This window comes from Vibrio sp. THAF64 (assembly GCF_009363455.1).
Taxonomy (GTDB): Bacteria; Pseudomonadota; Gammaproteobacteria; order Enterobacterales; family Vibrionaceae; genus Vibrio; species Vibrio coralliilyticus.
On the sequence record NZ_CP045356.1, the window covers coordinates 1,821,071 to 1,837,452 of the forward strand.

Consider the following 16,382-nt stretch of genomic DNA (forward strand, 5'->3'; position numbering starts at 1 on the left):
ATGAATGAGACCTCCACTTGATCTTAACTTATTGAAAGTTCTTGTACTGATCCATAAGCACCGCCACCTTAAACCAGTTGCCAAAGAATTGGGCAAAACGGAGAGCGCAGTCAGCAAGCATCTAGCTAAGCTGCGAGAACAGTTAGATGACCCATTGTTTGTGCGTGGTGTTCATGAATTTGAACCAACAGAGTACACGGTTGCTTTGCTTCCAAAAGTGACAGCTGGGCTAAGAGTTATTGAAGATGCCATTGTCGGTGACACATTTGACCCGCTAACCTACGATAAAGAAATCTCCGTGGCTATCCCAAATTTGGCGCAATATCTGGTTGGCAAATCACTTCTGGTCGATCTGATTAAAACCTTTCCTAACGCTAAAATCACGCTGACCAGCTGGTCTGATACGTCCGTTGAACAAATTATGGATAATCAGTTAGATATTGGTGTTCAGTATTTCAATCCGGAGATGAGCAAGGCGATATATCAACATCAATTAGGCCGATACAGGGGAGGGATTGTCACAACCGAAAAGCATGCTTCTCTTTCGTTAGAAGACAAATTAGCTCTACCTTTCGTGTTTATGCAGATGAAAGGGTGGCAGGAGAAGAAGACGGTGATCAAAATGGCGCTCGAAGAGAGTGGAGTTTATGTCAACAAGATCGCCACAGTAGACAACGTCCTATGCTTATTCGAACTCATGAAAGAGCTCAATTGCGCGACCTTATTGCCTGCAATTAAGCACCTCAATCGCCCAGGCTATACGATGTGTGTATTACCTGATGAGCTTCAAATGACTCAGCCACCTGCCATAGTCGCCTACCATAAACTTTCTAACCAAGGTAACCCGCTTCACGAGCTACTCATCAGAAAGCTCAAATACTACCTTTTTGACTGAGAAGTTGATGCTCTTTCATCTGTATTAGATCAAACATGGTATCAACTTCATATTTGCTCAATATGCGTGATTTGTACGTACTGATCGTTTTTGCGCTAAGAGACAGTAATTCTGAAATTCTCTTGTTGCTATAGCCTTGAAGTAAATAGTTGAGCACAGTTGTTTCACGGCTTGAAAGGCAGACTATTGGTTTACTCTGAGCATTGTATCTGAACGCCGAGCCGTCTTGGATTATCGCCAGTATGGCTTCTTTGATGATCTTTGATGACTCTAGTTTGGACAAATACCCATCTGCTCCTAATTTAAAAGCGGCTTGCGAAAACATAGTGTGTTTACTTCCAGAGAAAAATAAAACCTTGCCGCTATAGCCATGAGCTTTCACGCGTCTGATAAACTCGAATCCGTCTGAAACCTCCAAGTTTATTTCTAGGATGATCAAATTAATCTCGTTATCGCGAAGTATTGTCAGAGCGGAAGTTGTGGAGTCCGACTGAAAGACTTGAGCGTTACTGATGACGTTGACGACGAGACGTTCAATGGAATCTCGCATTAAAGGTTGGTTGTCGAGAACGAGAATTTTATAGGATGGCATGATGATAAACTTCTTGGTAACGTCGCATCATTATTGGGATGCACTTATCACTGTTTCGAATAGGAACAATGTAAGTCAAAATTGAAGGAAAGAGTGGAAAACCGGACTTTCCAAAATGGAAAGTCACATGTTGAGTACGTTGGCGGGTTACATACCGTTATCGAAGTAAGCTTTGATTATGTTGTCGATTTCGCCTCGTTGCTGAAGTTTCATCAGCGTATCATTAAAGTTCTTAACGAAATCCTCTTTGAAGGGATATTTATCTGGCTCACGGTTGGTGAATCCTAAGTAGCCTTTTTCGGCGCTTACTACCGCACCAAGGGTTAGCTTCCAATCTTCAGGCAACAGCCCTTCTTTGGCCATTCTTTTCATTTCCCAAAGAATAGATAACCGGTCGTTCATGTAACAATCTATTTTCTTGTCATGAAGGTTAATTAGATTAGGACGGTTGCCTTTGGCCTCCAATAACGTGATTTTGCCGACTTTTACGGCATCCCAGAACTGAGTGCCTCCAAGAGCAAAGGCCTCATTGACACCAACGGTTAAGCCTAGGTAGTCCTCTGGCCATCGTTGCAGTGAGCGATTTTTGACGCTATCAGGGTGGCAGAAGACAACAACCTCTTCATCTAATATAGGTTTTGAATAAGGGGAAATATACAGGCGCTTATCTGGATAATAATACGGTGGATATAAAGCTAGTCCCTGACCGACTTTGAGCATTTTTAAACCACGCTTCCATGGGATAGGGACAAGTTTAACTTCATAGCCAGGCATTTCTTCAAAAACTCGACGAAGAATGTCGCTGTAGATTCCTTTTGCAACACCTTCTTCACCATAACTGTAGGGAGGGTAAGAGTCGTCACCATATACCAGTACTTTGACTGGAGGATGGTATGCCATTGCCTGCGACGAGATAAGAAGCAGGATTAGTGTCCATTTGAGCAAAATCAGTACCTTTAAAGTGCCCATTCTATGATTAACTTTAGTTTATTTATTAAAGGATAGGGATTAGACTCAGTTTTTTTACACATGCAATTGAAGCAAAACATGACAGACGACTACGAAAACGAGCAAGAGATTGAAATTGAAGCAATCGGAATAGAAGTTTCAACACAACCAATTGAGCTTTACAAGGTATTCAAAATTGCCAACCTAGTCGGTGGTGGTGGCGAAGCGAAACACCTAATTGCGGAAGGCTACGTTGCTGTTAATGGTGAGCTGGAGACGCGTAAGCGTCGTAAGATGTACGATGGCGATTTTTTTGAATTCAATCAGGAATATTACGTCGTGATTTGCGATGCGCCAGTCACTGAGCCTGAAGAACCCTCAGTCATGAAGCCTGAATCAAAGCCAGAAAAGAAAAACAAACCAAAGAAACAAAACAAGGCAAAGAAAGACGCTGGGCAGAAGAAAAAGGAAAGCAAGAAAAACGAGATTGGCCGCTCTAACATAGACTTTCTATAACAGTAAAACCTCACCGCGCACCTGCATCTAGGGTGCGCTTCATTATTTTAAGTATCAGAAATCAATTACTTTTTCCTTTCTATAACAAATGTAAAAAACGTAAAGCATTGATGACATCTCTATACATGTAAATGATAATGGATTTCATTTGTAAATATGGAGTCCGAATAATGAGATTGTCTGCAGCCGCGTTAACCGCAGGTTTATTGGCATTTAACGTCAATGCTGAGATGGTAGAGATTGAGCACGCGCAAGGTGTGACCAAGTTAGAAACAAACCCAGAACGAGTTGTCGTTATTGGCTTGGGCGCGTTAGATACTGTTAAAGCTTTTGATGTCAAACCTGTCGCCGTTTCTACAGTCAGTATGTTCCCGGACTACTTATCGGAATACCGTAGCTACGATTTTGTCTCCGCTGGAAGCCTTCACGAACCTGACTTTGAAACCATCTACATGCAAAAGCCAGATCTGATCATCATTGGCACCCGTGCAGCGGCGAAATACAAAGAGCTGTCCGAAATTGCGCCGACCATTGTCTATGCTTCAGACGCGAATAAAGGCTATTGGGAAAGCACCAAGGAGCAATGGCGCAATCTCGCTCAAGTATTTGAAAAACAAGATTTCGTAGAGAGTAAGATTGAACAACTAGACAGTGAGTTTAAAGCGATTCAGGAATCGAATCAGCAAAACGAACTGGATGCACTGACTGTGATGAGTGCGGGCGGAAACATTACCACGTTCGGCGCTCAGTCTCGATTCTCCGCTATCTACAAAGATTTTGGTTTTAAGGAGTCAGTGGAAGGAATCAAAGAAAGCCGTCACGGCGACTTGGTTTCCTATGAATTCATTCGTGAAACAAACCCATCTGCATTACTTGTGATAGATAAAGACATCTTGATCAATAAAGGCAAAGGCAGCACTGTAAAACGTGATTTCGAAAATGATCTGGTCAAAGCGACCCAAGCTTACCAGAACAAAAAAATGGCTTATCTAGACATTAATGCTTGGTACCTGTCGATTTCAGGGATGCGTGCAACGGAACAGATGATTGAAGATGTGAAGACGGCGTCTAGTTTAAACTGATAGTCTGAACATGATTACGCAACCTCAAGCTGAATTGGCTTGAGGTTTTTTGCGTTGTAAGGGTTTTACATTGAAAAAGTTGTTATTTGTTCTGTTGGTACTGAGTGCAGCGTCGATTTTTGTAGGCGTTGGAAAACTAAATGTTGCTTCTCTGATCGCCGGAGATACAGCCAGTTGGCATTTGCTGTTTGCTAGTCGAATTCCACGTTTGGTGGCGGTACTGCTGGCGGGGGCTGGGCTGAGTATCGCTGGTTTGATTATGCAGCAGATCAGTCAAAATCGATTTGCTTCACCTTCCACGTCAGGAACGATTGAGTGTGCCATGCTCGGTTACGTACTGAGCTTAGTATTATTTGGTAATGGTCAGCAGCTGTGGCTTATATTCTCGGTGTCCATGCTAGGGACGTTGCTGTTTGTGCAGTTCATCAATCGTATTCAGTTTAAGAACGCAGTATTTGTGCCACTGATTGGGATTATTTTCGGCAACGTTGTCGATTCGCTCGCGACGTTTGTTGCGTATAAGTACGATGCGCTACAAAACCTGTCTAGTTGGACAGTCGCTAATTTTGCGAATTTGTTGCAGGGCGATTATGAGCTGCTTTATATCGCCATTCCCTTTGCCATCTTCAGTTACTTGTATGCAGCGAGAATTTCCGCTGTCGGTTTAGGTAAGGATTTTGCCGTCAACTTGGGGCTGAACTACCAGCAAGTGCTGATCATTGGTGTGCTGTTAGTCTCTGTGATGTCTGCTTCCGTTGTGATGATCGTAGGGATGTTGCCGTTCCTTGGGCTGATTGTCCCTAATCTGGTCAGTTGGTTCTATGGAGATAATCTTCGCCGCAATATTCCACTTACCGCGATACTGGGTGCCCTGATTGTCCTTTGCTGTGATTTGGCAAGTCGATTGATCATCTTCCCATACGAGATTCCAATCTCGACCATTATCAGCATTTTAGGTGGTAGCGTATTTATTTTCTTCATCTTAAAGGGGCAGAAAAATGCAGGATAGGGTGAAGATCATTGGACTGGCCGTCATCGTGTTGTTGTTTGGTTTTCTGTTTATTGGCATTGGCTTAAATGCTGATAATTACCAGTACTTCCTTTCACGGCGAGTTCCCAAAGTGCTTGCCATGATCGTGGCAGGCATCGCGATAGGTCAGTCGTCACTGGCTTTTCAGACCATTACTCACAACCGCATTCTGACACCGAGTATCATGGGCTTTGATTCTCTGTACATGTTTACTCAAGTGCTGGTGGTTGTGATGTTTGGCGGGTTGAGCAGTATCGCGATGAACGCCTACTTTAACTTCAGTGTCTCTGTTGTCGTTATGCTGGCGTTCTCACTGCTGCTATTCAGCTTTTACTTCAGAGGCGAGCGACAAAACTTGATGGTGTTATTGCTGCTGGGCGTAATACTTGGTCAGTTGTTTGGCAGTATCTCCTCGTTTTTCATTATGTTGATGGACCCGAGTGATTTTGCTTCTGTCCAAGCGAATATGTTTGCCAGCTTCAATAATGTCAGCGTCGAGCTTGTTTACTTATGTACGCCACTATTGCTATTGATCAGCGCGTTGCTGTATCGCCTGAATCGTTTGCTGGATGTGTTTTGGTTGGACAAAGACAACGCCACCAGCTTAGGGGTTGACGTAAAACGCGTCACGCTTTGGGTGTTGGTGCTGTCAGCGGCTCTTATTGCCATTTCAACGGCACTGATTGGGCCAATTATGTTTTTCGGGCTTTTGGTGACCAACTTAACTCGTGAGTTTTTTAAGAGTTACCAGCACCGTGTATTGCTGGTCGGAGTATCACTGCTTTCAGTGGCGGCCTTACTAAGTGGTCAGTGGCTGGTAGAAAAGGTGTTTGGATTTTCTACCACGCTAAGTGTTGTCATCAACTTTGTTGGCGGAATTTATTTTTTGACTATGTTACTGCGTAACCGAGTCGTCTAGAGGCTTTATGATTACATTACAGAATCTAACCAAGTTGTTTGGTCAATCCAAAGTGGTTGATGACGCGAGTGCGGAATTCGAAAAGGGCAAAGTAACCTCTATCATTGGCCCCAACGGCGCAGGTAAGAGTACTTTGCTATCCATGGCTAGCCGATTGATTGATAAAGACGGCGGGCAAGTGTTCATTGATTGCCGCTCTTTGTCTGAATGGGACACAAAAGAGTTGGCAAAGAGATTGGCAGTGCTTCGCCAAGCGAACAACATCACTATGCGTTTTACGGTAAGGGAAATGGTGTCTTTTGGGCGTTTTCCATACTCACAAGGCAAATTGACCGATGAAGACCAGCAAGTAATCGATAAGTCCATATCCTATCTGGATTTATCCGATATCCAGAACAAGTACCTCGACGAGTTGAGTGGAGGTCAACGCCAGCTGGCATTCATTGCAATGGTGATGGCGCAAGATACGGATTACGTGTTCTTAGACGAGCCTTTGAATAATCTGGATATCAAACATTCATTGCAAATTATGCGTAACGTGGGTCGGTTGGCGCATGAAATGAATAAAGCCGTGGTCGTGGTAATTCACGATATCAACTTTGCGGCCTGTTATTCAGACCGAATTATTGCGCTCAAAAAAGGTAGGGTAGTCGCTCAGGGTCCAGTGAGTGAAGTGATTCAATCAGACATACTAGAGAGTATTTACGAAACGCCATTCAACATTATTGAAGTGAATGGCAAGCGGATGTGTACATATTATTAAGTGATTTGGCGCTATCGCATGTAAACTAGGCGATAGCGCGCAATGAATTGTGTTAACTCAGACCAATGATGTTTCCATTATCATCCAAATCGAGGTTCATAAACGCTGGCTTTTCTGGCAAGCCAGGCATTGTCATGACATTGCCGCAAAGGGCGTAGATGAACCCTGCCCCAGCACAAAGCTTCAGTTCTCGGACAGGAACATCAAAATGCGTAGGCGCACCTTTGACAGAACTGTCTGTGGAGATTGAAAGAGGCGTTTTTGCCAGACAGACGGCAAGATGGTCGAAACCCTGCTGTTTGAATTCTGCTAACTGCTGCTTAGCTTTCTCACTCAAAGTGATACTCGCTGCACCATAACCCGATTCAGCTACTGCCATCATCTTCTCTTCTATTGTCTGTTCAAAGCGATAGAGAGGACTAAACCGAGAACCTTGCTGACATTGCTTGACTACTTTTTGTGCGAGTTCAACGGCACCTTCACCACCTTGTGCGAAACCTTCGCTGATGGCAACTTCAACGTTGTTGGGTAGATTTCGGATCATCTCAGCCAGTTGCTGGAGCTCTTGTTCACTATCTTGTGGGAATCGGTTGATGGCAACCACAGCAGGGATACCGTATTTATTCACATTGTTAATGTGCCATCTAAGGTTTTCGAACCCAGCAGCTAGGGCGGAATCATCTTGCTTAAACAATGATTCAGGCAGAGCTTGACCCGGTTTAAAGTTGTAAAGCCCCGAGTTGGCTTTTAAACCACGTAAGGTTGCCACAACTACTGCGCAGTCAGGCGCTTTGCCTGACACTTGCGCTTTAATATTACAGGCTTTTTCAAACCCCATATCTGAACCGAACCCACCTTCTGTCACCGTGTAGTCACACAGTTTAGTTGCGATGTTATCGGCAATGATGGAAGAGTTTCCGTGTGCAATGTTTGCAAAAGGCCCAGCGTGAACAAGAGTAGGAACACCCTCAAGTGTTTGCATCAATGTTGGCTCAATAGCATCTTTCATGCTCACGGCCATGGCCCCGGCGACTTCGAGGTCTTCTGTTGTGACAGGTTGGCCTTCAATATTGTAAGCCAGCACAATGCGTCCAATCCGTTGACGCAAATCTTTTAAATCACTTGATAAGGCCAGCACTGCCATAAGCTCAGACGCCGCGGAAATATCAAAGCCATCTTCTCGCTCAATACCGTTGATCTGTTTCCCGTCTTCATTTCGTCCGATGGCGACCATACGCAGGGCACGATCATTGTGGTCCATCACACGTTTCCAGACTACGCGTTCTGGGTCGATGCGTAGCGCTTTTAAATCGGAACGTTGTTCAAAGTCTTGGTAGCCGTTTCGCTGCTCGTGATAGATTCTCGCGTCGATAGCGGCAGCAGCAAGGTTATGTGCTGCGGTCACGGCGTGAATATCACCAGTCAGATGCAAATTGAGTTCTTCCATTGGCGCAACTTGAGAATACCCACCTCCAGCAGCTCCGCCTTTAACACCGAAAACGGGCCCCATGGAAGGTTGACGAATACAGGCCATAACCGATTGATTGATTTTGGCTAAGCCTTGCGCCAATCCAATTGTTGTCACGGTTTTGCCTTCACCCAGAGGCGTTGGAGTGATTGCGGTAACGAGGACCAGTTTTCCGGTGTTATTGTTTCCGAGCCTATTTAATGCATTAAGGGATACTTTGGCTTTGTGTTTTCCCTGACTCTGGTATTCCGTTGGGAGTAACCCCGCGTTTTCGGCGATACGGTCAATAGGGTGCAAAGTTTGAGAACGGCAGATTTCAATGTCCGACAGCATAAAACCCTCCATTGATAAGAGTTTGAAGAGAGGTAAACGCCTTTAGGCGCTAGAAGTGCATGCAAACAATAGGTGTTGGCTGCTAAAGAGTGGAAAGGATTATACGCGTTACTGTGGTTGGAACGCAAAAGAAAGCCCCGCAAAGCGGGGCGTTCATCGTTAATACCAATCGTCTTCGGGGATTATTTTGCCCTCTGGTGCATAGGGATCATCATCGAAAGGGTGCTCGGTCTTACCGCGCAGGCTTTCGAGCTGATGCTCAAGCATTTGGACAGTGTCGTAATCACCCTCTGAGCAAGCAACGTAGATTTGTTGCTCGATAGCGCGAATACTATCTCTAATACTCATGCCCACCTCCCGCGTTAATAAACGCTCGGTTGAACAGTTCTACCTATTCTCAAAACGATTATAGTCAAGCAGACCGAATTCGACAGGCTGATTTTCCTTGTACCAAGCGTGTACTTTGTCACTGAAAGGCCAGAATCTATCTGAGCTTCTGCGGATTGCGAATCGATCCAATAACTTAACGTAATCCTCTTCTGAACGGATATTTTTTAGCATGTCGATGAGTTGAGAAATCTCATTTTCATGTAATGACAGATACGTTGCTGGGTAACTTCCGATCACCCCTCTAACTAACGTTAAATCGTCGTTTTCGTAGTCGCGATTTCCTTCTTCATCGAACAGGCTTGATATATTCGTGTGGGCATTGTTGTGCAGTAGGGTGAACAGCTGCTCTTGGCCTGACTCGGACTCTATCAATAGCATGACTATCTGAGGGATGAATAAAAGCCCTTTTCCTTTAATGTCGTCCAATGTTCTCAAGCGAGCCTCGTTGGAGGTGCTAAACCCGGTCTGTTCTATCGCGTAACGGTTGTTCAGAACGGGGCTAAGTTGGGTTTTCAAGATGTCATACAGCTCTTGCTTGGGGTTATCGGTCTGATAGGGTACCTGAGTCGGTTGATCGAACGGCTTAACGTTGCGCTGTAAGAAATCACTCAGCTGTGTACTTTGATTTTGGTACCAACTGGATTGTTCAACATGTCGAATATCTCTTGGAAGAAGTGCGACAAAATTACTCTCACCTTCGAGTCTCAAAAAGTCCATAAACATTCTAGTCATCAGTTGGTGGCCAAAGTTTCCGTAGACATCAAACCCAGCGACGAGTAAGTAGTGGATTCGTTCAATCAGAGCATAATCGAGAACCCAAGCAGTCTTCGGTGGTTTACCTACTAAACCTTGGACAACAGAAGCGCTGTCAAAATGGCGAAATACGGTCAAAGCTGCATTTGAATTGGTGCCATTGCCCGTCCAGATGACATCCGTAGTTAAATGCTTTCCATCTTTGAACCAGCTGTTGATGAAATCGGACTTTGCTGTCAGGTATCGTGCTTGCTGGCGGGAGTAAGATACCCAGTTTGCGACAGGTAAGGTGTTGCTCTCCAACTCGCCTGGGAGTTTTAAGTTGTCAGCTTGTGAGTGATAAAACTCGTTAACTTCTGGTATGTCCGATTTATCGGGGTCGAGAAAGAAAACCCAAAAGCGATCATTGATAACATTTAACGCTAACTGCCCACGGCATACAGGGCCTTTGATAAAGGCGTTGATGGTGTTTTGTGCGTTGTCCAACATGAAGTTGAAGCGAGATTTGACTGGTAACTCAATGAACGCCGTCATTGGATTGGCGGCGACTTCAGGCTCGTATCCTGGTAACTGGGCGACGTCATAAGTGGTGTCGATGAACCACGCTTTCCAGTTGTTTATACGCTGCGAGTTCAGAGCGAACGGCATGTGGGTTTTGTCCACGATAGTTGCTTGCTCAGGAACAAAGCGATAATAAACACGGTCTACGTTTGGGTCATCGTAGGGCCTGCGAGTCGCAATGCGTTTAACGGGTTGACCCGGTGGTGTTTCAGAACGAACTAAGGTGAAAAATCGTGGCGTGGTTTCGTTTAGCTCCGAGAAATACAGGTGCGACAAGAATAAGTGCTCGTAGATGTAGCGAGCGGTGAGCTGCGCTTTGCGAGAGCCGTTATTGAGAAACTGCTCGTATTCCTCTACCAGCGCTTGTTGTTCAAGTGTTAGTGGGATCGGCGCATTCATTATGGCGCCGTTCTGTAGCCAACTCATTAGAGTCGAATATTCGTTAGATGAGAGATTTGGCATTCCATAAGGCATGCCCCAAGTGGGGTAATCTTGGGCGTAGCTGTCGTATTCTTCAATGGTTGGACACACCTGCGAGCGATCAATAGAGAAATCGAACCCCTCAAGTTGAGTCTGATTCGGTAAAGGGTGTGCCTTTTTTTGGATCAACATTTTTGCGACAAGGCCAGCTTCGATGTTCGCTGTGCGCGTTTGGTCACGCTCATTCAGCACCGGATGAAAGCCCATTGAGCGCCATTGTTCCGTGGTCTGAGCATCTTCAAATAATCGGCTAGGGGTAGCTGCGGTTAAGCGTGTGCCTTGGTAAACCAGTTCCTTACTCGCTCCTCGGTCAATCCCAGCAACGGAAGACATTTTCAATTGGCAAGGGGCGTCGTAGCAGGCATGGCAGACGACGCAGCGATTATCAATAATGGGTTTTACTTCGCTAAGAAAGAAGTCGCTGTGCTCTGTGGTGAGAGATACCTGCCTGTCTCTTACCTGAGCTTCACCAAATAGCTGGTCATAATTAAGGCCAGCAAAGGTTGCACAGCCAGCAAAGGTTGTGACCAAAAATAGAGTGAAAAAGGTACGTAAATTCATTTGGATAATAACTGTATTGCCGAGGTTTGATAATTGCAGCAGAAGGATAATGAATTGGCAAATAAAACACTATTCAAAATATGAGAAATTGATGAAAAGTGGAGAAAACACGGCTACTTAACTATGCTCCAGATAAACCGATTGCATAAAAAGTGGCGACTTTGGATATTATAGTTACGGATAACGACACCATCGCTATTACGTGGATTTTACTCTGTACTGCGCTAGTTCTGCTGATGCAGCCGGGCTTTACTTGTTTTGAAAGTGGGTTGGTCAGGAATAAGAATAATATTAATGTCGCGCTCAAAAACGTGGCTGATTTTTGTGTTAGTGGTGTCTGCTTTTGGTTGATCGGCTTTGCGTTTATGTATGGTGACAGTTGGAAAGGGTTAATTGGCTTAGACCTGTTTGCTATTGGCCACCAGCATCCGCCTATAGTGTTAGCTTTCTTTCTTTTTCAGATGATGTTTTGCGGAACCGCCGCAACAATAATGTCAGGCGCAGTTGCAGAACGTATGCGCTTCTCAGGCTATCTAATCTGCTCATTTATTACCGCAACACTGCTTTTTCCGATCATTGGCCACTGGGTATGGAACGGAACACATTTGTCCGTTGGTGATACAGGCTGGCTAGCCAAGATGGGTTTCATAGATTTCGCTGGGGCAACGGTCGTGCATTCCGTTGGTGGCTGGGTTGCCTTGATTGCCATTATGATTGTTGGACCGCGGCTAGGCAGATTTTCGGATGATGGAAAAACGCGAGAAATGTACAGCCAAAACTTACCGCTTTCGGCGCTAGGGACGTTTCTGTTGTTCATTGGATGGTTTGGCTTCAATGGCGGTAGCATTATTGATCCTACTGCCGACTTGGCGAAAATCTTTTCTAATACTGCCATGTCGGCCTGTGCTGGCGGCTTTAGTGCATTAATGTTGTCGTGGAACATCCACTCTATGCGTGGGATCCGCTACCTTCTGAATGGATTACTTGCTGGTCTGGTGGCTATTTCAGCCAGTGCTAACGTCGTCGATTTAAGTGGCGCTGTGATTATTGGTGCCACTAGTGGTTGTATCAGCGTAGTTTTGGTGTCGGTGCTAGAAAAATCAAAGCTTGATGATGTCGTATCTGCGGTTCCAGTTCATCTTGGCGGGGGAATATGGGGAACATTGGCTGTTGCTTTGTTAGCCCCAACGGATTTTTTGGCTTCTGGTAGTCGTCTAGAGCAACTCTATATTCAAATGAGTGGAGTTGTTGCAACCGCAGCTTGGGTCGTTGGCCTCGGATACCCTTTGTTGAAGATTGTTAATCATTTCCATCCGCTAAGAGTTTCAGCACAAACGGAGACCATCGGCCTTAATTTCGGCGAACATGGTATGAAAGATGAGTTAGTTGACTTGATGGACCAGTTCGACCGGATAGTCAAAGCGCATGATATGGAATCCCATCTAAAGGTTGATCACGGTTCTGATTATTCCAATCTTTCAATGACATACAATTATCTGCTGGACAGCACTAATCGTCATTTTAGGGAAAAGGAAAGGGAATTATTGAAGATGGCGAGCTTGGATCCTCTTACAGGAGTTCCTAACCGCAGGGTGTATGAACAGGCGATAGAGAATACAGTCAAGAAAAGTCATGAAGAGAATAAAGACTTTGCTTTGCTTATTTTGGATCTCGATTACTTCAAGCAATACAATGACCACTATGGTCATCAACTGGGTGATTATTGCCTGCAAAATGTGTGTCAGGCACTGAGCAGTGTGACGCGGCGCCAGCACGATATATTGGCAAGAATAGGTGGAGAGGAGTTTGCGTTTATATTACGCGATACTAATCTGCATGACGCTAGACGAATCGCGGAGTTATTACGAAAAGAAGTCGAGATGCTTGAGATCCCCCATGTTCATTCGGAATGTGATTTTGTCACGGTTAGCATTGGAGGAGCTGTGTGGGATATGCGAATAAACTTGCCACATACGGTGTTGTTTGATGAAGCAGATGCGGCATTGTTCAAAGCCAAAGAGCTGGGTAGGAATCAAGTGGTGTTCTTTTCTGATCATTCAGACTGGTAAGGGGCAAAGAAGAGGCGCATTACTGCACCTCTTATCATTTCTAATGAAAGAAGCAAAGCTACTTAACCGCTTGACTCATATCATCAATCATCATTTGAGTTGCTTGAATGCCACTGGCAGAAATATACCAAGCATGAGGGTTCAAAAAATGAATCCGGTTGTTTTTCGCCGCCTGAGTTTGCGACATTAAAGGATTATCGAGTTTCTTAAACGCTTCACCAGAATCCCTTCCGATGGCTTGGTCTCTGTCCAGTATCAGCAAGTGCTCAGGGTCTGACTGGGCAATATACTCATAACTGATTAGGTCGCCATGAACCTTATTCGCATTATTTGAATCAGCAGGTTCGAAGCCGAACAGAGTAAATATGGCTCCGTAGCGAGAATCTTGTCCAAACGTCGTGAGCTTGCCGCCGTTTGTCATCACCACTAGGGCTTTTGGCTTAGTGATTTTCGTCTGTTGCCTTATCTGATCGATTCGTGCCTGAGCCTGATTGATCTTGCGTTCAATGTCCTCCTCACGTTCAAAAACTTTCCCCATCATTCTCCAAGCCGCCTGAGTGGTTTGCCAATAACGTCGGGCATCTGCCATAAAAACGATAGTAGGGGCAATTTTGCTCAGTTCAGGATAGGACTCAGAGCTGCGATTACTGGCTATGATTAAGTCAGGTTTGAGAGCAAATATCGTTTCAAAATCAGGCTCGAAGAGTGAACCTGCCGAAACATAGCTATCATCCTGATATTTGCTCAGATAGTGTGGCATCGGTGATTTTACGACGGCCACGGGCTCAATGCCTAAATTGTCGAGTACGTCTAGCGTATCCATCCCAAGAACAATAACTCGCGCAGGTTTGGATTCTAGCGTGGTCTCACCCAGCGGATGCGTCACTGTTATCATCCTGGCATGAACCAAGCTCGCTGCTAACATAAGGCAGAGCGCAACCCATGATTTAATCAGCATTGTCTTTCCTTAGTTAAAATGCGTAGCTAACGTTCATTCGAATATCGCGACCCGCGCTAGCGTAGCCTTGAGCGACGCTACTGCCGATGTAAGCCATGTATGAACCATGGTCAAAATAGTATTTATCGAACACGTTTTTCACAGAAAGCGTGAGCGTCAGGTCTTGCTCAGCTAGTGGCAACCATTGAGCATAGACATCATGGACACCATACCCCGGCTTTTCTGGGTATGCGCTTGAATCCGCTACGTCCGTCAAACGTTCCACAAAGCGCGCATTCCAGCCAAACTCAAGCTCGTCATTGGCTGCATAGTTAACATCTAAGACCCAAGTGTCGCCAATTGACGTTCCTAGTGTAGAGTCACCATCACTGAGTGGTACGCCATTAAGCTCAGGATTAGACTGGTTGTAGCTCAATCGGGCTGATACTTGCTCCAATGTATAGCCAACGTAGGCGCTAAAACCTGTTGTCGTTAGCTCTCCGACATTGGTGTAGACGTTATTGCTGGTTGTAACAACATCTTCGATTTTGCTATCGAAGAAGGTGAAGCCCGCAATGAGATTGTTTTTGCGATAGCTGGCACCGATTTCCTTGTTTTTTGCACGTTCTGGAGCACGATCCGCGGCATTGTTGCGATAGTCGATGACAAACAGTTCTTTGATCTGCTGGCCGCGAAACGCTTCAGCATAGCCCGCAAACAGTTCAAGACCATCAAGCAATTGGTAAGTTAAGGAAATGTTGGGGCTGAAGCCGCTGGAGTCGAATTCCTGATTAATATTGTCGGTTAGTTCATACCAGTCGTAACGGGCACCAGCAGAAAGTAAAATCGCATCATTAATGTTCCAGTCATCCTGCACGAATAGCCCGTATACTGTGCCTTTCTCTTCGTGGTTTTGCTGGCCTGAATAGTTAGTTTCGAACTCAGATTTGTCCCGTTTGTAATCTGCACCCGTAATCAGAGTATGCTGAGCTAGGCGAGCAGTGTTGAACACTTTCCCGCCTATGGTGTTGATAGTACCATCGCTGGTGTTCCATTGCGGGTGATCTTTCTGAGCAATACGATTAGCAGTGCTGTAAAGGGTGGTATCTAAGTTGAGCAGGTCGCTGTATCGGAAATTGTGATTGGCCGTAAAGGTATGGCGATCCGCTTCCTGCTCCAGTGGAACATTCTTTACACTTGGTTGAAAGTGAGGTCGATTCAGTCGAGTATCATCATCGTTACGATAGTCGTAGCTCAGAGACAGATAGTGCTGCTCGTTAAGTTGGCCTGAAAGTTTAAGAAGCGCAACTTGCTGTTCGATTGCTGTGTACTCTTGCTCGGTACCGCGACCATCTTCAATGTTGTCTCCTTCAACGTAGCCAAATGAAGCCAGCAACCCTAGCCGCTCGGTGACTTCACCATACAAGCTGGTTGAAACCTTGTAGCCGTCGTTGTTGGTGTAGTAACCCGCTTTCACCTGCGCACCAAACTGGTCTTCATGTTGCAAAAGGTCATGCGCATCTTTGGTTTTAAACTGGATCGCACCGCCTAAAGCGCCCGGACCGTTAGTGGCTCGACCCGCACCCGCTGAAACATCAACTTGCTTAAGAAGCTCCGGTTCAACTGAAAGTCTGCCTTGATGGTGGAAAAGGTTGCCTGACTGCTCAGCTCCGTCGATAGAAATGTTCATCATAGTATCTTCTAATCCACGGACATAGATCTTTTGAGTGATGCCTGCCGAGCCGCCAACGGAGACTTCCGCATCTTTACGAAATACATCATTGAGATCTTGAGCCTGCTGTTTGGATAAGTCTTCAGCGGTGATGATGGTATCAATCCCTTGAAGTGGGTTACCAATGACTTCAACGATTTCTGCGGTTTCTTGATTAGCGAAAACCAACCCTGAAGCAAGGGCGAGGGCAATTGGGCTTAACTTGAATACGGTATGCATTTGACCGTAACCTCCACTGTTAATGAGAATTATTATCGAGTGGATTTTGTCGTCTCGTATAGGGTGAGTAAATGACTTTTACAACTGTTACATCTTGAGGTGATATCTAGAGAAAACAAAAGGCAACGGAATGC

Annotated in this window: 14 protein-coding genes; 7 read left to right on the top strand and 7 right to left on the bottom strand. The window is 45.3% G+C overall.

The genetic code is table 11. From position 1 onward, the window contains the following. The first annotated feature begins 4 nt into the window (after positions 1-4). Positions 5-895, top strand: a complete 891-nt coding sequence (locus FIU99_RS24655) for a LysR family transcriptional regulator (protein WP_021456509.1) — start codon at positions 5-7, stop codon at positions 893-895. On the opposite strand, the gene FIU99_RS24660 is transcribed toward FIU99_RS24655, so the two are convergent. Beyond that, entirely contained in the window at positions 873-1,487 is a 615-nt protein-coding gene (locus FIU99_RS24660) for a response regulator transcription factor (protein ID WP_039952120.1), read from the bottom strand. The two genes, FIU99_RS24655 and FIU99_RS24660, sit on opposite strands and share 23 nt — an antisense overlap. Positions 1,488-1,634: 147 nt before the next feature. Continuing rightward, positions 1,635-2,456 carry an ABC transporter substrate-binding protein gene (locus FIU99_RS24665; protein ID WP_006961178.1) on the bottom strand — a complete coding sequence of 274 codons (822 nt, stop codon included), beginning with the start codon at positions 2,454-2,456 and terminating at the stop codon, positions 1,635-1,637. A gap of 78 nt (positions 2,457-2,534) precedes the next feature. On the opposite strand from FIU99_RS24665, the gene FIU99_RS24670 reads away from it, so the two are divergent. The 5 genes from FIU99_RS24670 (at position 2,535) to vctC (ending at position 6,745) form a co-directional block, all read left to right on the top strand. Continuing rightward, positions 2,535-2,951, top strand: a complete 417-nt coding sequence (locus tag FIU99_RS24670) for an RNA-binding S4 domain-containing protein (RefSeq protein ID WP_039952234.1) — start codon at positions 2,535-2,537, stop codon at positions 2,949-2,951. Between the two features lie 170 nt (positions 2,952-3,121). Continuing rightward, positions 3,122-4,033, top strand: a complete 912-nt coding sequence (locus tag FIU99_RS24675) for a siderophore ABC transporter substrate-binding protein (RefSeq protein WP_006961176.1) — start codon at positions 3,122-3,124, stop codon at positions 4,031-4,033. A gap of 70 nt (positions 4,034-4,103) precedes the next feature. Then, positions 4,104-5,042: an iron chelate uptake ABC transporter permease subunit VctD gene (gene vctD / locus FIU99_RS24680; RefSeq protein ID WP_006961175.1), complete on the top strand. Its 939-nt coding sequence runs from the start codon at positions 4,104-4,106 to the stop codon at positions 5,040-5,042. After that, positions 5,032-5,982 (top strand): iron chelate uptake ABC transporter permease subunit VctG, encoded by a 951-nt coding sequence (gene vctG / locus FIU99_RS24685; protein WP_039952118.1) that lies wholly within the window; start codon positions 5,032-5,034, stop codon positions 5,980-5,982. Before vctD ends, vctG begins: the two co-directional genes overlap by 11 nt. 7 nt (positions 5,983-5,989) lie before the next feature. Further along, a complete protein-coding gene (vctC, locus tag FIU99_RS24690) occupies positions 5,990-6,745 on the top strand; it encodes an iron chelate ABC transporter ATP-binding protein VctC (RefSeq protein ID WP_006961173.1) in 756 nt (251 codons plus the stop codon). A 52-nt stretch (positions 6,746-6,797) separates the two neighbouring features. Here the strand turns inward: vctC and FIU99_RS24695 are convergent, their stop codons facing one another. The 3 genes from FIU99_RS24695 to FIU99_RS24705 form a co-directional block, all read right to left on the bottom strand. Next, positions 6,798-8,546, bottom strand: coding sequence for a formate--tetrahydrofolate ligase (locus tag FIU99_RS24695; RefSeq protein WP_006961172.1), 1,749 nt, complete (start codon positions 8,544-8,546; stop codon positions 6,798-6,800). A 159-nt stretch (positions 8,547-8,705) separates the two neighbouring features. Next, on the bottom strand, positions 8,706-8,894 hold the full coding sequence (locus tag FIU99_RS24700; protein WP_006961171.1) for a hypothetical protein: 189 nt from the start codon (positions 8,892-8,894) through the stop codon (positions 8,706-8,708). 39 nt (positions 8,895-8,933) lie between these two features. After that, positions 8,934-11,291, bottom strand: coding sequence for a fatty acid cis/trans isomerase (locus FIU99_RS24705; RefSeq protein ID WP_006961170.1), 2,358 nt, complete (start codon positions 11,289-11,291; stop codon positions 8,934-8,936). A gap of 161 nt (positions 11,292-11,452) precedes the next feature. On the opposite strand from FIU99_RS24705, the gene amt reads away from it, so the two are divergent. Then, positions 11,453-13,360 carry an ammonium transporter gene (gene amt, locus FIU99_RS24710; RefSeq protein ID WP_006961169.1) on the top strand — a complete coding sequence of 636 codons (1,908 nt, stop codon included), beginning with the start codon at positions 11,453-11,455 and terminating at the stop codon, positions 13,358-13,360. A 58-nt stretch (positions 13,361-13,418) separates the two neighbouring features. On the opposite strand, the gene FIU99_RS24715 is transcribed toward amt, so the two are convergent. Together FIU99_RS24715 and FIU99_RS24720 are read right to left on the bottom strand one after the other, a co-directional pair. After that, entirely contained in the window at positions 13,419-14,318 is a 900-nt protein-coding gene (locus FIU99_RS24715; protein WP_006961168.1) for a siderophore ABC transporter substrate-binding protein, read from the bottom strand. A gap of 13 nt (positions 14,319-14,331) precedes the next feature. Beyond that, positions 14,332-16,248 (bottom strand): TonB-dependent receptor, encoded by a 1,917-nt coding sequence (locus tag FIU99_RS24720; protein WP_006961167.1) that lies wholly within the window; start codon positions 16,246-16,248, stop codon positions 14,332-14,334. Between the last annotated feature and the right edge of the window lie 134 nt (positions 16,249-16,382).